General features: G+C 62.3%; 15 protein-coding genes and 1 riboswitch. Of the genes, 6 read left to right on the forward strand and 9 right to left on the reverse strand.

The window, feature by feature from the left end:
• The first annotated feature begins 712 nt into the window (after nucleotides 1-712).
• A complete protein-coding gene (locus tag F8G81_RS20630; RefSeq protein ID WP_267276497.1) occupies nucleotides 713-1,621 on the forward strand; it encodes a hypothetical protein in 909 nt (302 codons plus the stop codon).
• Between the two features lie 424 nt (nucleotides 1,622-2,045).
• On the opposite strand, the gene F8G81_RS20635 is transcribed toward F8G81_RS20630, so the two are convergent.
• Both F8G81_RS20635 and F8G81_RS23625 read right to left on the reverse strand, forming a co-directional pair.
• On the reverse strand, nucleotides 2,046-3,059 hold the full coding sequence (locus tag F8G81_RS20635) for a hypothetical protein (protein WP_267276498.1): 1,014 nt from the start codon (nucleotides 3,057-3,059) through the stop codon (nucleotides 2,046-2,048).
• Between the two features lie 100 nt (nucleotides 3,060-3,159).
• Nucleotides 3,160-3,318, reverse strand: coding sequence for an excalibur calcium-binding domain-containing protein (locus F8G81_RS23625; protein WP_267276499.1), 159 nt, complete (start codon nucleotides 3,316-3,318; stop codon nucleotides 3,160-3,162).
• 216 nt (nucleotides 3,319-3,534) lie between these two features.
• On the opposite strand from F8G81_RS23625, the gene F8G81_RS20645 reads away from it, so the two are divergent.
• Nucleotides 3,535-3,813, forward strand: a complete 279-nt coding sequence (locus F8G81_RS20645) for a hypothetical protein (RefSeq protein WP_267276500.1) — start codon at nucleotides 3,535-3,537, stop codon at nucleotides 3,811-3,813.
• Here F8G81_RS20645 and lipA read toward each other — a convergent pair.
• From lipA to F8G81_RS20680, 7 genes are all read right to left on the reverse strand, one after another.
• Complete coding sequence (gene lipA / locus F8G81_RS20650) at nucleotides 3,810-4,817, reverse strand: lipoyl synthase (RefSeq protein WP_267276501.1); 1,008 nt, start codon at nucleotides 4,815-4,817, stop codon at nucleotides 3,810-3,812. The two genes, F8G81_RS20645 and lipA, sit on opposite strands and share 4 nt — an antisense overlap.
• Before the next feature lie 13 nt (nucleotides 4,818-4,830).
• Nucleotides 4,831-6,258 (reverse strand): L-serine ammonia-lyase, encoded by a 1,428-nt coding sequence (locus tag F8G81_RS20655; RefSeq protein WP_267276502.1) that lies wholly within the window; start codon nucleotides 6,256-6,258, stop codon nucleotides 4,831-4,833.
• 176 nt (nucleotides 6,259-6,434) lie between these two features.
• On the reverse strand, nucleotides 6,435-7,754 hold the full coding sequence (glyA, locus tag F8G81_RS20660) for a serine hydroxymethyltransferase (RefSeq protein ID WP_323809213.1): 1,320 nt from the start codon (nucleotides 7,752-7,754) through the stop codon (nucleotides 6,435-6,437).
• Entirely contained in the window at nucleotides 7,751-8,134 is a 384-nt protein-coding gene (gene gcvH, locus F8G81_RS20665) for a glycine cleavage system protein GcvH (protein ID WP_267276503.1), read from the reverse strand. Before gcvH ends, glyA begins: the two co-directional genes overlap by 4 nt.
• Nucleotides 8,135-8,242: 108 nt before the next feature.
• Entirely contained in the window at nucleotides 8,243-9,379 is a 1,137-nt protein-coding gene (gene gcvT / locus F8G81_RS20670) for a glycine cleavage system aminomethyltransferase GcvT (RefSeq protein ID WP_267276504.1), read from the reverse strand.
• Between the two features lie 11 nt (nucleotides 9,380-9,390).
• On the reverse strand, nucleotides 9,391-12,267 hold the full coding sequence (gene gcvP, locus F8G81_RS20675) for an aminomethyl-transferring glycine dehydrogenase (protein ID WP_267276505.1): 2,877 nt from the start codon (nucleotides 12,265-12,267) through the stop codon (nucleotides 9,391-9,393).
• 145 nt (nucleotides 12,268-12,412) lie between these two features.
• Nucleotides 12,413-12,511: riboswitch (glycine riboswitch) on the reverse strand.
• A gap of 103 nt (nucleotides 12,512-12,614) precedes the next feature.
• Complete coding sequence (locus tag F8G81_RS20680) at nucleotides 12,615-14,108, reverse strand: PucR family transcriptional regulator (protein WP_267276506.1); 1,494 nt, start codon at nucleotides 14,106-14,108, stop codon at nucleotides 12,615-12,617.
• A gap of 178 nt (nucleotides 14,109-14,286) precedes the next feature.
• Between F8G81_RS20680 and speB the strand changes: the two genes are divergently transcribed.
• The 4 genes from speB to F8G81_RS20700 all read left to right on the forward strand — a co-directional run bounded on the left by speB (nucleotide 14,287) and on the right by F8G81_RS20700 (nucleotide 19,588).
• The gene (gene speB / locus F8G81_RS20685) at nucleotides 14,287-15,285 is read left to right on the forward strand and encodes an agmatinase (RefSeq protein WP_267276507.1); all 999 of its coding nucleotides are present in this window, start codon (nucleotides 14,287-14,289) and stop codon (nucleotides 15,283-15,285) included.
• A complete protein-coding gene (locus F8G81_RS20690) occupies nucleotides 15,282-16,733 on the forward strand; it encodes a purine-cytosine permease family protein (RefSeq protein WP_267276508.1) in 1,452 nt (483 codons plus the stop codon). The genes speB and F8G81_RS20690 overlap by 4 nt, the downstream gene beginning before the upstream one ends.
• A 99-nt stretch (nucleotides 16,734-16,832) precedes the next feature.
• Complete coding sequence (locus tag F8G81_RS20695) at nucleotides 16,833-18,266, forward strand: aminobutyraldehyde dehydrogenase (protein ID WP_416377153.1); 1,434 nt, start codon at nucleotides 16,833-16,835, stop codon at nucleotides 18,264-18,266.
• Nucleotides 18,263-19,588, forward strand: coding sequence for a D-arabinono-1,4-lactone oxidase (locus tag F8G81_RS20700; RefSeq protein WP_267276510.1), 1,326 nt, complete (start codon nucleotides 18,263-18,265; stop codon nucleotides 19,586-19,588). The genes F8G81_RS20695 and F8G81_RS20700 overlap by 4 nt, the downstream gene beginning before the upstream one ends.
• The last annotated feature ends 177 nt before the right edge of the window (nucleotides 19,589-19,765 follow it).

A 19,765-nucleotide genomic window follows, 5' to 3' on the forward strand; every position in this document is an offset into this window, starting at 1 on the left:
AGGGCCCTCCCTTCCAGCATAGGCAAAAATGGCCCTTCGGATTTTAGTCAGGTTGAGGGTGTTCTTCCGGTAGGTCCGTGTCGCCGGCTGCGAGTAGGCATTTGAGTTCTGTAGTTCCTTCCGCGCCCCGCCGCACCACAATCGGGCGCAACTAATGCGAGCTCCCAAGTCCGGTAAGCGCCTCCAAGTCCTGCTCCAAAAGAGCACGAGGCTGGGGCAGCACCACGTTAGTTGTGGCAGGTGGCATCAAGGTCCCCGACTGCAGTGATGGGGTCTCGGTTAAGCGGCCAAACATGAACTGCAAGGGGCCCATGTGCGCGGCCCCCAGCGCTACGAGAAGGACACCTCCCACCCATTGGGGGCTTCTTCCACCACTCGGTAACGCTTGTACTGCTCGTTCTGAGTTCCCTTGTTCTTCGCAGCCTTTACAAGCGAGAGCAACGGACATTCACACCGCGTCGAGTGCTGGGAAGGTTGACCGATCTACCAAGCCTCTGTTCATCCAACAGGTAACGTTGAGGGCCCTTTAAAGTCTTTCCTACCGTAGCTTCCCAGAATCGTCCTTATCGACGTTAAAGCACGACAGCGGAGGTGGCAGCGAGAAACCCCGTTCATGACGGATTCGGGCGTATGCAGAAGTATTTTCTGCTTAGGCGGGGTTAACAGGAGTCATGTTCCTCGCTGCTGAGAGAATGGCCACTAGCATCATCGAGTGGCAAAACTAAAACTGCGTTCCATTTTCTCGTTCAGAAGCAAGCGTGAACAGCTAGCTGACCATGGTCAGATTGAGCACGATGCTACCGATGTGCACCCTGAAAAGCCTTGGTACATGGTCACGTTACTTCGTGAGCATCTCACTGTCGTAATTTCAGCATTTCTTGTCACCTTTGCGGCGACAAAAATCCTAATCTTCTCGCTTGGCGACTACTCGATTGCTCTAGCCGTATTGAATGCCGGCCAGCAGTTCACGATTCTGGCCAGTACAATGTTCAGCCTACTTGTCATCGGCGCAGCTTTTCTAATTCTAGTCCCAACAATATTTCCCACTTTCGGCCAAGAAACCAAAAGCAACGATAAGCTCACCTTCCTGAAGCAGAATCTTCAGCGCTACATACCTCGATTTTTTGCTTGGGCCTTGATACTAATAGCAGCGCCAGCATATTACATTATATTAATTCTGATTATGATCTTCTGGGTGCGCTTTCTCCTGCATCGCGACCGAAAGAAGAAGCGGTCGAAACCTCGGGCAGCAATCATACGCCGACGACGAAAAGTGGCCATTTTGCTATTGAGCGCAAATTCCGTTCTCCTGGTAATATCCCTTGCCGCTGCGCCGTGGACTCCCCAAGAGAATGTGACATTTAGCGAGAAGGGAAACGAGATCAAAGTCTCAGGATATATGATTGGGCAGCAGGGAAAGCAGCTACTGCTAGTCGAAGCAGACAAAAGCTCACTTCGATGGATCGGCGAAGATTTTATTGGGAGTCGTAAAGTCTGTGTTGTAGACAGTGGCATCATTATGGCTGCAAAACCCGTACTCGCATTGACGGGTGCCGCATTTGGTTCCAACCATATCGCCGAGGAATGCATATCTGCTAGCAAATTCGTTTTTCCCATCTAATCGACGAACGGAAGTGCATTCTCAGAATTTGCTTCCGAGATCGAATATCGATTGAGGTTGATCTTAAAGAGAGTAGTTGTCTTAGGCAACCGATTAGAGCGTCATGAGCGCTAAAGTCCGTTGGACAACTCGTTCCGCAGCCCACCGCCGGGTTTCTTTGTCTCACTGTGGCAACGATTAACGCCAACCGAAAGAAATTACTTGCGTCCGATGAGCCAGGACAGCAAAGGACCACCCGCTGCCGCAGTCTGCAATGGCCGCTAGGCACGGACCACAGTTCTCTCACCGGCTAAAGGGGCCGCCTGATCGAGAAGGGCATCATCTTTGGGGTACAGTTCACCGTACCCGGCATGGGGGCTTTCATCATTCGTCAAAAGTTCGACCCACACGTCACATTGCCCCGCTATCCTGGCTGCGGCAGGATCTAGCTATCGAAGGGTGGCCGCAGGAAGCGGCCCATAGTGGCCGTTACGGCCTCGTCGATCTCGGCTAGTTGCGCAGGCGGAGGGAAGTTTATTCTCCTACAGATTTCACTTATGACCTTATGCCGCCGCGCCTTCTCGAAGGGCACTTCGTACTTCTTGTGACGGCGATCGGCCACAAAGCGCTTTAAGAAGACTCGTTCACCTCTTTTGGTCTGTGCAAGTTCGGCGTCCACCGTGCACACAATTCGCCGCAAGACCTCGCTAAACGCCAGCATGTCTTTGAATGGAATATCGATAAATTCGCCCTCTGCAAGCGGGGGGAGGGCAGGAAACCACTTGAGCGGAGGCAGGCCCCTCGCGGCTATGCCTGTGAGTCTTTGAGCATCTGCAATGAACCGGCTATTAGCACGCCCGCCTCCGTGCGTGATGCAGTTCCGCGCCTCCTTCCAAGCTCGAAAGCAAATGTAGAAGTCGTCGAGATTGTTGAGCGAGTATACAGCGGCGCCGGTAAGGGCCGGTCCAAAAGAGTTCACCATGAGAGCGGAAGGTTCGCCATTGCGAAGCCGTGCAAGCACATCAGTACAGCCAGGGCCTTTTGATTGCCCGTTTGACTTCAACCTCTGGTAGCTCGACTGGCTGGGCCACTCAAGAGCTTGCTTGTAGTTATTACTCAAACCGTATTCTTCGCTTATTGCATCCTGCCAACCTTCAAAGAGACTGATGTTCGTCATAAGAGACATGCGGACCAAGACAGCTAGGTCATCCGCGAAAGAATCAGGAGCAGCGAGTTGCAGGAAATCACCCTTCGTCAAACTACTGCCAGCAAGAAACCTCCGCCGCAACATGTCGTGATCAGGCTTCGTTTTAGAACTGAAGTAGCCAGCTGCATCATAAACTGCACTTACTTCCCGTCGGAGATTGAACAACCCAACTGCAGCCGACTGGCTCACCGTTGAGAAGTTTTGATGGTCCCGATAAAAGTTCCGAGTGGCGTCAAAGAAGGAGAAGGGCAAAGCTAGCGCCTTTCAGCAGGGAGAGAGTGGACTTACAAGACCAGTATGGAAAACGTCCATCATCAAGGCTCGGGGTCGAACGAATGGACCGGCTTCTACGCTATTCGCAGCCGACACTACCGCCATCGCGGTCGAGATGCGCCCCATATTCAGGCTGACCTATACCAACCGGTGCTGCTCCGGCATCACGGCTAGAACATGCGCTTCCTAAAACCTTGGCCGGTATTAGAGTTGGACGGTATAGCGGATCGCCGGACATGATTCCCCCAATTGTGCAAATTCTAGATCGAGATCCTAGCACCCTCCGGGGGGCGTTATGGTCCTACAGGTCATCCTGCGGGCTCCCAAGGGTCAAGAGGGTCTGCTTGCAGGCGCGAACGCCAGTCACGCGACAGTGACGCCCGACGATCAAGCCGCTTTGGTGCGCCTGGTCGCCCCTACGCGATTGTGGAACTGCCCTGGGCTTGGGCATCGAATGGACCGAACGAACCGCGGAGGTCGCGGCCTGCGTGCCACGGCCCCCGTCACGGCGATGGGCCCTGTGGCCGGGTACGAAACCCGTGACGATACTCCTCTCCTGCCCCAGCTCCGCCACCAGGGACAGTCACGAGATCAGCGGCTTGTCCGGCGAGTAGAAGAGGGACACGTCCTCGAACACCAGCCGGCCGGGGCCGAACCCGTCCGAAGAAGCCCCACCTACACCAGGTTCCCGATGAACGTCATAGCCGTCTACCCAGAGTTCGCGGCAGATTAGGAGTGCGCCGCGAGCAGTGAGCTGGCTTCCTGGCGGGTGCTGCCGGAGGATTCGATGTGCGCCAGTTCGGCCGGGATTTCCCAGCCTTTCTTGCGCATCGCGGTGGCCCAGAGCCGGCCGGCGCGGTAGGAGGAACGGACCAGCGGCCCGGACATCACACCCAGGAAGCCCATCTCCATCGCCTCGTCCTGGAGGTCCACGAATTCCTGCGGCTTGACCCAGCGGTCCACCGGCAGGTGCCGTTCACTCGGGCGCAGGTACTGGGTGATGGTGATCAGGTCGCAGCCGGCCTCGTGCAGGTCCCTCAGGGCTTCGGAGATTTCCTCACGAGTTTCCCCCATGCCAAGGATCAGGTTGGACTTGGTGACCATGCCCAGCTTCCTCCCCTGCGTGATGACATCCAGGGAGCGGTCATAGCGGAACGCGGGCCGGATCCGCTTGAAGATCCGCGGCACGGTCTCGACGTTGTGCGCGAACACCTCAGGCTTGGAATCGCAGATCGCTTCGATGTGCTCTGGCTTGCCGGAGAAGTCCGGGATCAACAGCTCGACGCCGGTACCCGGGTTCAGTTCGTGGATCTTGCGGACCGTCTCGGCGTACAGCCAGACGCCCTCGTCGGCCAGGTCATCACGGGCCACGCCGGTGACGGTGGCGTAGCGCAGCTGCATGGCCTGCACGGACCTGGCCACCTTCGTGGGTTCGAACATGTCCACCGGCGAAGGCTTACCGGTGTCAATCTGGCAGAAGTCACACCGCCGGGTGCACTCGGACCCGCCGATCAGGAACGTGGCTTCCTTATCTTCCCAGCACTCAAAAATGTTGGGGCAGCCCGCCTCCTCACAAACAGTGTGGAGGCCTTCCTTCTTGACCAGGTTCTTCAGCTGGACGAACTCGGGACCCATCTGGACCTTGGCCTTGATCCAGTCCGGCTTCCGTTCCACCGGCGTGGCCGCGTTCCGCTGTTCGATGCGCAGCATCTTCCGGCCTTCTGGTGCCAGTGTCATCAGTACTCTTTCCTTAGCATTCGACCACGTTGACGGCCAGGCCGCCCATCGCGGTTTCCTTGTATTTGGAGGACATGTCCTTGCCCGTTTCGCGCATTGTCACGATCACCTCATCCAGCGACACCCGGTGGGTGCCGTCACCCCACAACGCCATCTTCGCAGCGTTGATCGCCTTCGCCGACGCGATGGCGTTCCGTTCAATACACGGAATCTGCACCAACCCGCCGATCGGATCACACGTCAACCCCAGGTTGTGCTCCATCGCGATCTCCGCCGCGTTCTCCACCTGCTGCGGCGTGCCGCCCATGACCTCGGCCAGGCCCGCGGCCGCCATCGAGGACGCCGAGCCCACCTCGCCCTGGCAGCCCACCTCAGCTCCCGAGATTGATGCCTGCTCCTTATAAAGCACCCCGATGGCACCGGCGGTGAGCAGGAACTTAACCACGACGTCGTCGCGGTCCTCCTGCGTTGCGTTCTCCATCCCCGGCGCGAAGTGCAGCGCGTAGAACAGCACCGCCGGGATGATCCCGGCCGCTCCGTTGGTGGGGGCGGTGACCACCCGTCCGCCCGAGGCGTTCTCCTCATTGACCGCGAGAGCGATCAAGTTAACCCACTCCTGCCAATACCTCTGGTCATAGAAGTCCTGGTCCTGGCCTTCAGCGTCCGGCCGTGAGCTTTCCTTTTTAAGCCGGTCATACCAGTCCGGTGCTCGACGGCGGACCTTCAGTCCGCCGGGCAGCAGGCCTTCGCGCTTGAGGCTGGTGGCCACGCAGTCCTCCATGACCGCCCAGATATGCAGCAGGCCTTCGCGGATCTCCCCGGGAGTACGACTGTCCTCCTCGTTGACCCGCATCACGTCGCTGATGCCCAGCCCGGTTTCCCGGCAGTGCTCCAGCAGTTCAGCGGCAGTCCGGAACGGCAGGGGCAGTTCCTTCTTGGATTCCTCGAGTTCCTGCTGTGCCGCGTCCTCCTCGCCTTCGCGGACGATGAAACCGCCGCCCACGGAGAAGAACGTGGCGGTGTGCAGGACATTGCCCACTGCGTCCGAGACGGTGAAGGTCATGCCGTTAGTGTGGCGAGGCAGGATGGTGAGCGGCCGCAGCACCATGTCTTTCACCCCATACGGCAGCGGCACGGCCCCGGCCAACAGCAGGACACCCGTCTCCTCAACCGCGACAAGCCGCTCCTCCACCTCATCGGGCAGGATCAGCTCCGGATGAAACCCCTCCAACCCCAGCAGGATCGCGGTCATAGTGCCATGGCCGTGCCCGGTAGCAGCCAACGACCCATAAAGGTCCACCCGCAACCCCGCAACCCTGTCTAGGACGTGCTTGTCGTGGAGCTCCCCGGAAAACACCGCAGCGGCCCGCATAGGGCCCACCGTATGGGAACTGGACGGTCCGATTCCGATGGAGAAAAGGTCAAAGACACCAACGGCCATGCGCGTGGTTCCTAACTAGATAATCGTTGCAGGTGAGGTGGTGATGCCCCTGTGGGACCGGCATCCGGAAGCGTGCGTCTAAGGGAGCGTCACGTCCGCTTAGCGGGCGTCTACGCGACCGAGCACGCGGAGGATGCCGGTCCCACCGGGCAAAGGCGAGCACAAGCCGGAAGACCTTAGGACAGATTCGCGACGCCCGGGTATAGCGGATGGGCCGCGGCGAGAACCTCTACGCGGTGACGCAGCCCTAAAAGGTCCGCATCGGCGTCGGCCAATAAAGCCTCGGCGATGATGTCCGCGACCTCACGGAAGGCTGCTTCACCGAACCCTCGGGTCGCCAGCGCAGGGGTGCCGATCCGCAGCCCGGATGTAACCATGGGCGGGCGGGGGTCGAACGGCACGGCGTTGCGGTTCACCGTGATGTCGATTTCCGCGAGCCGGTCCTCGGCCTGCTGGCCGTCCAGTTCGCAGTTCCGCAGGTCCACCAGGACCAGGTGCACGTCGGTGCCGCCGGAGATGACGTTGATCCCCTTGGCGGTGACGTCCGGCTGGACCAGTCGCTCGGCCAGAATGCGGGCGCCGGCCAGGACGCGTTCCTGGCGTTCCTTGAACTCAGCGGACGCGGCGATCTTAAACGCTACGGCCTTGCCGGCGATGACGTGCTCCAGCGGACCGCCCTGCTGGCCCGGGAACACCGCCGAGTTGATCTTCTTGGCGATGGCGGCGTCGTTGGTCAGGATGATGCCGCCACGCGGACCGGCGAGGGTCTTGTGCGTGGTGGAGGTGGTGACGTGGGCGTGCGGCACCGGTGAGGGGTGCAGCCCGGCTGCGACCAGCCCGGCGAAGTGCGCCATGTCCACCATCAGGTACGCACCCACGGAATCGGCGATCCGGCGGAACTCGGCGAAGTCCAGCTGCCGGGCGTACGCGGACCAGCCTGCCACGATGAGCTGCGGCTTGTGTTCCTGGGCCAGGCGCTCCACCTCGGCCATGTCGATCCGGTGGTCCTCTTCGCGGACCTGATACGGGATCACGTTGTACAGGCGGCCGGAGAAATTGATCTTCATCCCGTGCGTCAGGTGGCCGCCGTGGGCCAGGTTCAGGCCCATGATGGTGTCGCCCGGCTTGATCAGCGCGTGCATCACCGAGGCGTTCGCCTGTGCACCGGAGTGCGGCTGCACGTTCGCAAACTCTGCGCCGAACAGGGCCTTTACGCGGTCGATGGCGAGCTGCTCGATCACGTCAACGTGCTCGCAGCCACCGTAGTACCGCTTGCCCGGGTAACCCTCGGCATACTTATTTGTCACCACCGAGCCCTGCGCCTGCATCACGGCTACGGCGGTGTGGTTCTCCGACGCGATCATCTCCAGGCCATCGCGCTGGCGGCCCAGTTCGTCGTCGATCTTCACCGCGATCTCCGGATCCAGGACCGACAGGTCCGCGTCCAGGCTCGGCGAAACAACCTGCTCGAATGCCGTCACGGCTGCCGGGTTCACAGTTCGCCACCGTTCGTTGCAGCGTATTCCTCAGCTGACATCAGCGGACCTTCTTCGGTCACGGCCACCCTGAACAGCCAGCCGGCACCATAGGGATCGTTGTTGATCAGGGCAGGATCACTGACAACGGCGTCGTTGATCTCCGTCACCTCACCGGTGACCGGCGAGTACAGATCGGACACGGACTTGGTGGACTCCACCTCGCCGCAGGTCTCTCCCGCGGTCACGGAAGCGCCGACGTCGGGCAGATCCACGTACACAATGTCACCCAAGGCGTCGGCCGCAACGGCAGAGATCCCAATCCCCGCAGGCCCCGCCCCATCCGAAGCAACCCACTCGTGCTCGGCCGAATACTTCAGTTCAGCAACTACTTTGCTCATGCTATTTCCTTAATTTGGTGTGAGAAGTGAGAGAGCGTTGGCCCAAACACTGCGTTAAGTGAGAGAGCGTCCAGGCCCCTTCGGGCCCGACGGGCCCCCGAGGGAGGCTTAATTGATCCGCTTGTAGAACGGCAGCGAAACAACTTCGAAGGGTTCCAATTTGCCGCGGAGGTCCACGTCGACGATCGTGCCCGGCTCGGAGTGCGCGACGTCAACATAGGCCAACGCCACGGGGTATCCGAGCGTCGGGCTCGGCTGGCCAGAGGTGACTTCGCCGATGAGTGTGCCGTCTTTGAGGACCGAATAGTGGGCGCGGGCAGCCCGGCGGCCGGTCCCTTTAAGGCCGACGAGCTTCGGGCCGATGGTCGACCCGACGCCCGCAGACTTGATGGCCGTCAGCGCTTTCCTGCCAACGAAATCGCTTTCCTTGGCCAGCGAAACAACCGGGCCAAGGCCTGCCGCATAGGCGTTCACGTAGCGGGAGAGTTCGTTGCCATAGAGCGGCATGCCGGCTTCGAGGCGCAGTGAGTCGCGGGCTGCGAGGCCTGCCGGGATGAGCCCGTGGCTTTCCCCGGCGTCGAGCAGCGCTTCCCAAAGGCCGGCTGCGTCCACATTCGGGATGTAGATCTCGAAGCCGTCTTCGCCGGTGTAGCCGGTGCGGGCGAGCAACAGCTCCTGCCCGTTGATATCCGCTTCAACCGCGGCGTAGTACTTCAGGTCCCTGACCAGCTGGTGCTGCCCGGCCGGGACCAGCGTCAGCAGGATCGCTTCCGCGTTCGGTCCCTGCACGGCGATCAGCGACGTCTCAGCGGAGGCGTCCCGAACGACGACGTCAAAGCCGGCCGCACGGTCCAAAAGCGCCGCCGCAACCACCTTCGCGTTGCCGGCGTTGGGGACCACAAGGTACTCGTCCACGCCGTCTTCGGGAGACGGGCGACGGTAGGAAATGAGGTCATCGATGATGCCGCCGTCAGTGTTGCAGATCAGCGAGTACTTCGCCTTGCCCACGGCAACCGCTGAAAGCTTTCCCACCAGCGCGTAGTCCAGGAACGCTGCTGCATCCGGCCCGCTGACCCAAACTTCGCCCATGTGGGAGAGGTCGAACAGGCCTGCTGCGTTGCGGACAGCGTGGTGCTCGGCGAGCTCGGACTCGTACTTGAGGGGCATCTGCCAGCCGCCGAAGTCCGTGAAGGACGCGCCGGCTTTTTTGTGCTGCTCGTAAAGGGCTGTGTAGTTCTCAGTCATGAGTCGCGTCCTTAGTTTTCGAGGTCTGCTGTGGTGTCCTCGAACGCTTCGAGGGGAGGGCAGGAGCAGACAAGGTTCCGGTCGCCGGCGGCACCGTCCACCCGGCCCACGGGCGGGAAGTACTTGTCCTGCTTCAGGTGCGGGACAGGGAATGCTGCCTGCTCGCGCGGGTACTCGCGGCCCCAGACGGAACTTACGACGGCGGCAGCTGTGTGCGGTGCGTTGCGCAGCGGCGACTTCTCCACAGTGAAATTACCGCTGGCCACCTGCTCGATTTCGGCGCGGATGATGATCATCGCTTCGATGAAGCGATCGATCTCAGCCAGGTCTTCGGACTCGGTGGGCTCCACCATCAGTGTTCCCGCAACCGGGAACGACAACGTGGGAGCGTGGAAGCCAAAGTCGATGAGGCGCTTGGCCACGTCCTCCGCGGTGACGCCGGTGCGGGCCGTCAGTTCGCGGAGGTCCAGGATGCACTCGTGGGCCACGAGTCCGCCTGCACCGGTGTACAGAACGGGGAAGTGCTCATCCAGCCGGGAAGCAACATAGTTCGCAGCGAGCAGCGCCGACTTGGTGGCGTCGGTCAGGCCCTGCCCACCCATGAGCTTCACGTACGCCCAGGAAATCGGAAGGACACCGGCGGAGCCAAAGCGCGAAGCGGAGATGGCCACGCCCCCGCCTGAGGAAGCCTTGTTCGCGTCGCCGGGCATGAACGGTGCCAGGTGTGCCTTGGCTGCCACCGGGCCAACGCCCGGACCGCCGCCACCGTGCGGGATGCAGAAGGTCTTGTGCAGGTTCAGGTGCGAGACGTCGCCGCCGAACTTGCCCGGCTGGGCCAGTCCCACCAGGGCGTTCAGGTTGGCGCCGTCCACGTACACCTGTCCGCCGGCCTCGTGGATGGCGTCGCAGACCTCGCGGACGTCAGCGTCGTACACGCCGTGCGTGGACGGGTAGGTGATCATGATGCAGGACAGGACGTCCTTGTTCGCCTCGATCTTGGCGGTCAGGTCTGCGTGGTCGATGGTCCCGTCGGCAGCCGTGGCCACCACAACAACCTTCATGCCGGCCAGCACGGCTGAGGCAGCGTTGGTGCCATGCGCGGAGGCCGGGATCAGGCAGACGGTGCGCTGCTCGTCGCCGCGGGACAGGTGGTAGCCGCGGATGGCCAGCAAACCTGCAAGCTCACCCTGGGAACCGGCATTCGGCTGGATGGACACCTGGTCGTAGCCGGTGATTTCGGTGAGGTCCGCTTCCAAGCCTTCAATCAGTTCGCGCCAGCCCGCCGTCTGGGAGTCCGGAGCAAACGGGTGGATGGAGGCGAACTCCGGCCAGGAGATGGCTTCCATCTCAGCCGTGGCGTTCAGCTTCATGGTGCAGGAGCCCAACGGAATCATGGTGCGGTCCAGCGCGAGGTCCCGGTCGGACAGCTTGCGGATATAGCGCAACAGCTGCGTCTCGGAACGGTGCGTGTTGAACACCGGGTGCTGCAGGAAATCGGACGTACGCACAACGCCGGACGGCAGCTCAAAGCCGGCAGCGGACTTCACGGGACCGGCGCCAAAGGCGACTGCCACTGCGGACAGGACATCCGGCGTCGTGGTTTCATCCACGGAGACGCCAACGGTGTCAGCGTCGATGAGCCGCAGGTTGATGCCGCGGGCTTCGGCGGCGGCGATGACCTTGTCCGCCTTGCCGGGGACGCGAACCGTGAGGGTGTCGAAGAAGGACTCCGAGACAAGTTCGCGGCCGGCGGTCTTGAGTGCCGTTGCCAGAGTCCGGGCGTGGCCGTGGACGGTTTCGGCGATCGCCGTCAGGCCTTCGGGGCCGTGGTAGACCGCGTACATCGAGGCAACGATTGCGAGCAAAGCCTGGGCCGTGCAGATGTTGGACGTGGCCTTTTCGCGGCGGATGTGCTGCTCACGGGTCTGGAGGGCCAGCCGGTAGGCAGGCACCCCGGCGTTGTCCCTGGACACGCCAACGATGCGGCCCGGCAGCGTGCGCTCCATGCCTTCGCGGACGGCCATGTACGCGGCATGCGGGCCGCCGAAGAACAGCGGGACGCCAAAGCGCTGTGCCGTTCCGACGGCGATGTCGGCACCTTGCTCGCCCGGGGGCGTGATGAGCGTCAGCGCCAACAGATCGGCGGCAACTGTGACCAGTGCGCCGCGTTCCTTGGCGGCAGCGATCACCGCTGAATGATCGAACACGCGGCCCGAAACACCGGGCTGCTGGAGGACCACTCCGTTGATGTCGCCGTCGGGCAAGCCCTGGCTCAGGTCCGCGATCTCCACCTCAAAGCCAAGTGCCTCAGCGCGGCCCTTCACGATGGCGATGGTCTGCGGGAGGCAGTCAGCGTCCAGGACTGTCTTGCCGGCGGCGGCGGACCTGGACTTCTTGGCCCGGCGCATCAACAGCACGGCCTCGGCCACGGCCGTTGCCTCATCCAGCAGGGAAGCGTTGGCCACCGGAAGTGCGGTGAGGTCCTGCACCATGGTCTGGAAGTTCAGGAGCGCTTCTAGGCGGCCCTGCGAAATTTCGGGCTGGTACGGCGTGTACGCGGTGTACCAGGCCGGAGCTTCCAGGATGTTGCGGCGGATGACCGGCGGCGTGACGGTGTCGTAGTAGCCCTGGCCGATCATTTGGATGGCGGTCTTGTTCTTGGCGGCGAGCCGGCGCAGTTCGGCCAGGACCTCAACTTCGCTGAGCGCGTCCGTGCCGCTTGGAAGAGTCAAGGGTGAGGACTGACGGATGGAATCGGGGACGGCCACGTCTACCAGGCCGTCTACGGAGTCGTAGCCGATTGCCTTGAGCATGGTGTCAACGTCGGCCTGGCGCCGGGCGCCGATGTGCCGGTCCGCGAAAGCGGTGGGGGTTGATTGAACAGTCAAGAGGAACTCCATGATTCAGGCGCCCAGTGAGCGCCACGATGATGTGGGTTCCTCCCCGCTCTGTATTGGACCTGAGAGATTCCGCAGATTGTGTTCTGCTTGCACCGTCGGTGAGCCCGATTATCGGACTGCTTTCCAGAGTTGCCTCGCCGCGGCGGTACATGGGCCTGAGAGATTCCTGGGGAGGATTTGCTCCTACGGCGCCTGACTGGATGTACCGGCAGGACTCTCCCGCCGCAGTTCAAAAGCGTTGCGCCACCCTTGAGGGGTGGCACGGTTCACACCATAGCGGGTATTTCTGCAAGTACGCAAGGCCAGGTTTGACTGGCCAGAGACTTGGCGGCGGATTAGCTCCGCATCGCCTCGTGAATCTGCAGCGCGAACCACAACTGGGCAACCGTGGACGTTTCACCCATGTCCAACCCCGTCAGTTCACCGATTTTCCGGATCCGGTAAATGATGGTTTGCCGGTGCGCGAACAGGGCAGCGGCCGTCTTTTGCCACGAACGCTGCGAGTCCAGATACGTCCTCAGCGTGACTATCAGATCGCCTTCCTGGCTCTGCTCGTAGTCAAAAATCGGGCCCAAAAGGCGCCGGACCAGGGCAGTTCCTTCCTCAAAGCCGGTCAGCCCCAGCCAAGACGGACCTTGCGCATAGCGGGCCAGGCCCAGCTTGTTGGCGCGGGCCGATCCCAGCGCCCAGAGGGACTCCTGCAATGCCCGCTGAATGCCGGCAACCGTCGTCGGGGCACTGATGCCCAGCGCGGCGCCGGACCCGGCACAGTGCACCAGCACGTCGTCGGCCACATCCGCCGGAACCACCACGTGAAGCCTGTTGTTCCGCCTTAAGGAGGCGGCTGAAATTCCGTGACGCCAAAGTTCGATGTGGACGTTAGCCAGCTGCGCGCCGTCGTCCGCGGAGATTGAGGCGACCATAAAGTCCTGCGCCGGGACGCCAAAAACCGCCAGCCGGCTTTCCATCTCCGCTGTCCCCAGCCGGCCGTCTATAGCCTGCAGCAGGAACTCACCCGCCAGCCGGTGCTGCCCTTCCAGCGACAGGACGATGCGCGAAAGCTGGAGTCCCAGCACGGTTGCCGCATGCAAAAGTACGACGGCGTCCGGGTGCGGTTCGCTCCTGGGCAGCACCACAAGGAGCGCGTTGGCGTGGGTGGGGATGTCCATGGTCAACACGTGGCGGCCCCTGACCCGATGCCACTGGAAGTTCTTGCCAGCCAGGGACACCTGCCCGGAGAGCGGCGCCCACTCGTCCGCGAGGAACACCGGCAGTGATTGTCCGTCAGGATGCCACGGGTGAAGGCAGCGGTGATCCACCACAAAGAGCTCAGCGTCCAGTTCCGTCGCCAATCTTTGGACGAGGCTCTGCCAATGGTTCTCGGAGGCCCCCGCCGTTCTCAGCAGATCGTAAACCCGGGCAGTCTGCCGCAGGCGCCTGGACTCTTCGAGCAGGGAAGACTCAGCAACCGAGCGGGCGATCGCGATGAACGGCAACGGGTAGGGGATGTTGATCAGCGGCAGCGGGAGCCGGTCGCAGGCCTCCAGGAACTCCGGAAGCAGCGGCGGCGCATGCATCTTCTCGCCGATGGCCAAGGCGCTGGCACCTGAATCCATCAGGGCCTCTGCGAGCGCCACCTGCCCCTCGGCATCGGCGGGGATGGACATGCCGTTCGTCATCATGAGTTCGCCACCGGTGACCCATTCCCACAGCCGGGGCAGGTCCGAGGTGTGGGCCCACGTGATGCGGTTGTCCTGGCCGGCCGTACCCGCGAGGAAGGTGAGCCCCAACTGCGGTTCAGCCACAAGTTCGGCAACGGTGATTGCCATCGGATTCCGTCCTGGTTCCTTGATTCCGGGGCCTCTTGGAGCGGTACTTAGACATTCGTCTAAACGCCTCGGCCATTTGTAGTCAATGTAGCGCTATCCGCGGTGATCCGCGTCACCAACAATGGAATTACCTACTTCCCGCTCAACGGCGAGCACCCCTCAACCCAAGGATCCCGGCATGACAACGCACCAGCCCATCGGCCCTGTCGACGCAACCAAAGTCCCCCGGTATGCAGGCCTCGGCACCTTCGCCCGCCTCCCCCAGATTGACCGCGTCCCGGACTACGACATCGCAATTGTCGGCGTACCGTTCGACGGCGGAACCTCCTTCCGGCCCGGCGCCCGTTTCGGTCCTGCCGCAGTCCGCGAAGCCTCCCGCCTTCTGCGCCCCGGCTATCATCCCGAGCTCGACGTTGAGCCCGTGTACGAAGCCCAGGTTGTGGACGCCGGCGACATCGCGTGCACTCCGTATGACATCAGCCGGGCAGTCCGTGAAATCGAAGAGCAGGCCTTGCCGCTGATCAGCGAGGACAAGAGGCTGATCTCCATCGGCGGCGACCACACCATCGCCCTTCCCATGCTGCGGGCCCTGAACAAGGTCCATGGCCCGGTGGCGTTGCTGCATTTCGACGCCCATCTGGACACTTGGGATACCTATTTCGATCAGCCCGTCACGCATGGAACCATCTTCCGGCGGGCGTTTGAGGAAGGCCTGCTGGTGGAGGACAGGTCCATGCATGTGGGCATCCGCGGGCCGGTCTATGACCGCAACGACTTCCTCCGCGACCACGAATTCGGGTTCCAGATCATCCGTTGCTCAGACCTGGACGTCATTGGTGTTCCGGCGGCGATCGCCCAAGTGAAGGAGCGGCTCGGCGACACCCCGGTGTACGTCTCCATCGACATCGACGTCCTGGATCCGGCCTACGCACCTGGCACCGGCACGCCAGAGATGGGCGGGCTGCACTCCCGCGAACTCCTGGCCCTGCTCCGCGGACTGAACGGCATCAACATTGTGGGCGCCGACGTCGTGGAGGTCGCCCCGGCATACGACCATGCGGATATCACCACCTTGGCCGCGGCCACCCTGGTCTTCGACCTTCTTGCGCTGATGGTTAACCGCAGCAAGGCTACCCCTGTCCGTGAACTGCAAGAAGCCACTTGGAACGCATCATGAGCACCACCGTCACCCCCTTAACTGAGGTACCCCGGCTCGAGGACAAGACCATCCAGCCCATCCCGGCCAACGAACGCCACGGCAAGGCGCGGGACCTGTTCACCATCTGGTTCGGTTCCAACATCATGATCATGACCATCGTGACCGGCGGGCTCGCCACCACGGTGTTCGGCCTCGGCTTTGTGCCGGCGGTCGTGGGCATCATCATCGGCAACGTGGTGGGTGGCATCTTCATGGCGCTGCACTCCGCCCAGGGCCCGCAACTGGGTGTGGCGCAGATGATCCAGACGCGCGGCCAGTTCGGCTCCTTCGGCGCCCTGCTGATCGTGGTCATCGTGGTGATCATGTACGTCGGCTTCTTCGCTGCGAACCTGGTCTTTGGCGGCGAAGCCATGGCCGCCGTCAGCCCCGGCATCAGTGTGGATGCCGGCATCATCATCATCGGCGTGGTCAGCGTTATCGCCACAATCTTCGGATACCGGCTCATCCACGCCTACGCCCGGGTCCTGAGCGTCGCGGCCGGCCTGGCATTGCTGCTGGCCTTCGGCTGGATCCTGCTGGTCCACGGACTGCCCGCCAGCTTCCTGGAGCAGGGCAACTTCAACTGGGTGGGCTTTATGGCGACCATCTCCGTGGCCGCACTGTGGCAGCTCGCCTACGCCCCGTACGTCTCGGACTATTCGCGCTACATGCCGCAAGGCACGGGCTCGGCACCGGCGTTCTGGGCTTCCTACTCCGGCTGCGTCCTGGGAACGCTGTTCCCCATGATCCTCGGTGCCCTGGTGGGAACGCTCGCCGTGACCATGAGCAGCGAAGCCGGCGACGTCGAAATCGTCGGCAGCCTCGGAGCGATGCTCCAGCCCTGGACCTTGATCATCGTCGGCATCTTCTGCCTGGGCGTCGCGGCCTCGAACGCCATGAACCTCTACTGCGGCGTCCTGTGCACCCTCACCATCGGCCAAACGTTCAAGCCGAACTGGTTGCCGCGTGCCAAGACCCGGAGCATCGCGGCGGTCATCATCTTCGCCGTCGCTGTTTCCATCGCCTTGTTCGCCCGCGATAACTTCATCCTTTTTTACACGAACTTCCTCTCCTTCCTGATGTACGTGCTGGTTCCCTGGACGGCCATCAACCTGGTGGACTATTACCTTCTCCGGCATGGCGACTACCGGGTTGAGGACTTCTTCAAGCGCGACGGCGGGGTGTACGGGCGGTTCAATTGGACCGCCATCGGCTCCTACGTAGCAGGCGCCCTGATCCAGGTCCCGTTCTCCGCAACCGCCGTGTACACCGGGCCCTTGGCCGCCGCGATGGGTGGCGTGGACATCTCCTGGATCGTCGGCCTGGTGGCGGTCGCTCCGCTCTACTACTTCGCGGCCCGCGTGTTCCGTCAGAGGACGGAAGCCGCCCCTGTTCCTTCTCCTGCACTCACCCCAGACCTCATCTGAAAGCGAATTGTCATGAATCCCACAAACACTGCCCACGTAGAAACAACAGCGTTCACGGTCCGGCGCTCCCCGGACCAGAGCACCACCGGAGCCCTGCCTTTGCCTCCGTCCGGCCATTTCATCAGCGGATCTTTCGTCCCCGGATCCGGAACCCAATTCATCGAGGTCGTGGACCCCAGCACCGAGCAGGTCATTGCCTCGGTGCCGGCAGGCACAGCGGATGATGTGGACGTTGCTGTACAGGCCGCCGTCGGCGCCCAAAAGTCCTGGGGTGCCACCACCCCAAAGGAACGGGCGGACGTCCTGAACCTCATTGCCAACATCATTGAAGCCAACCGCGAGGCCTTCGAGGTCATCGAGTCCGCCAACACGGGGAAGCCGCGCGCCGTGGCCGAGGACGACGTCACCAGCACCATCGATACGTTCCGTTTCATGGCAGGCGCCTCCCGCACGCTGACGTCCATGGCCGGCGGCGACTACGCAACGGGCCACACCTCGGTGATCCTCCGGGAACCGGTGGGCGTGGTGGGTGTCATTACACCGTGGAACTACCCGCTGCTGATGGCTGCCTGGAAGATCGCGCCTATTCTGGCAGCCGGCAACAGCATCGTCATGAAGCCTTCGGAACAGACGCCGCTGTCCACCCTGAAACTTGCCGAACTCGTGGCGGGACGCATTCCGGATGGAATCCTCAACGTTGTCACGGGACGGGGCCGGACTGTAGGCCAACGGCTTTCCGAACACCCTGATGTCGCCCTGGTGGCGTTGACCGGCAGCGTGGTCAGCGGCCAGGCGGTGGCGGAAACCGCAGCCAAGTCCGTCAAGCGCGTCCACCTTGAACTCGGCGGCAAGGCTCCCGTTGTGGTCTTCCCCGACGCCGACCTCCGCGCCGCCGCTGCCGGAGTCCGGAACGCCGGATTCTGGAACGCCGGCCAGGACTGTGGCGCAGCCTGCCGTGTGCTGGTTCACGAATCCGTGGCTGAGGAATTCACCGAGCTTTTGGTCCGCGAAGTCAGCACGCTGGTAGTTGGTTCACCCGGTGCGGGGGACGACGTCGAAATCGGTCCTATGATCTCGCTCCCCCACTTCGAGCGGGTCAAGGAATCGCTGGCAGAAGCCCGCGCTGCCGGCCTTCGGGTGGCCATTGGAGGTTCGGCGCTGGACGGTCCGGGCTACTTCATCGAACCCACGGTCATCAGCGACGTTCCTGCCGGGGCACAAATCGCCACACACGAGATCTTCGGCCCCGTGGTCACTGTGGAGACCTTCAGCGCCACCGAGGAAGCCATCACCCGGGCCAACGAGAGCCCGTACGGCTTGTCCGCTTCAGTGTGGACCCGCGATTCCAGCCTCTCCCTGCGGGTTCCCAAGCAGCTCGATTTCGGCACCGTCTGGGTCAATGCGCACCTGGTCCTGGCCTGCGAGGTACCGTGGGGCGGATTCAAGGGATCCGGTTATGGCCGCGACCTGTCGCTCTACGCCCTTGATGATTACTCGCGCACCAAGCACGTCATGATCAACCACGGCGCATGAGCACCCAGACAAGCAACGGAGCTTTCACCATGACCACTAACGTTTCCCGTCCTGCCTCTTTGGCAGGTGCCTCCACGCCTTCCGCCCCCTTCGGGACGGACGTCACGTGGACCAACTGGGGCGGGAACCAGAGCGCCACGCCAGCCTTCACGGTGCGGCCGGGGAATGAACAAGAAGCTCTCGACGCCGTCCGTTTCGCCATCCGCGAGGGCTTGCCTGTGCGGGCGGTCGGCTCAGGGCATTCGTCTTCTCCGCTGGTCCAAACCGGCGGAGTGCTGATGGACATGTCCGCCCTGTCGGCCATCACCGGCACCGACCGGGTGGGGCGCCGCGCCCGGGCCTTGGCCGGAACCACCATCAACGCCTTCGGTGACGCCTTGTGGGAGAAGGGACTGGCTTTGGGCAACCAGGGGGATATCGACAAGCAGCAGATCGCCGGGGCCCTTGCCACCAGCACCCATGGCTCGGGCAAGAACCTGGGCAGCTTCTCGTCCAACCTCCGCTGGGTGAAGCTGATCAACGGCTACGGCGAGATTGTGGAAATCGGCGAAGGCCAGCTCCGCGAACTTCGGGCCGCCCAGGTGGCATTGGGCACTCTCGGGATCTTCCTGGAGGTGGAACTGGCCGTTGAGGACAGCTACTACCTGCAGGAACAAATCACCTACCCCACGTGGACGGAAACTGTGGAAACCTGGCAGTCCGACATCGATTCCAACAGGCACTATTCCTTCCTCTGGTGCCCCCAAGACGACTCGTGCGAGCTTCTGGACCTGCCGGGTTCGCCGGATTACGGCATGGGAGGCCGGAGCTACACGAAGAAGTACAACATCGTGGACGTCCAGGACGAACGCCAAATCTCAGGCATTGAAGGCGCCCGGCTGGACCGCTCGTACCGGATCTATCCGGGCGGCTTCACCACGCAGTTCCATGAACTGGAGTACTTCGTCCGCAGCGAGGACGGCCTGGCCGCCGTCGAGGCTGTCCAGGAGTTGATTCGAAGCAGGCACCCGGATCAGAAGTACCCCGTGGAGGTCCGCTGGGTGAAGGCCGATGACGCCTACATGTCCCAGTTCCAGGGCCGGGACAGCACTGTTATTACGCTTACCACCGAGCCCGGCACCGACTACTGGCAGTTCTTCCGGGACGCCGACGCCGTCCTGCAGCAGTTCGAGCCGCGGGCACACTGGGGCAAAATCCACTTCATGACCAGGAGCCGTCTCGAGCGTCTCTACCCTGAGCTGGACACCTTCCTACAGGTTCGCCGGGAGTTCGATCCCCGCGGGATATTCCTCAACGACCACACGCGGGCGCTCGTAGGCTAGGCGGCGATTCCGCGCAGTGGGCTTCTCTCCTCCGGTCATGACCCCGATGCTACCGCCTTACCCTTCGGGTGCTGCCGGCGCACTTGCCTGGTAGGCCACGGCTGCCGTACGGTGGCAGAAGTTTCACCACTTTCACCACTTTCACCTAGTTTCACCTACGTTTTCCCAGGAGGTCCG

Origin of the sequence: Arthrobacter sp. CDRTa11 (assembly GCF_026427775.1) — a bacterium.
In the GTDB taxonomy this organism is placed as follows: Bacteria; Actinomycetota; Actinomycetes; order Actinomycetales; family Micrococcaceae; genus Arthrobacter.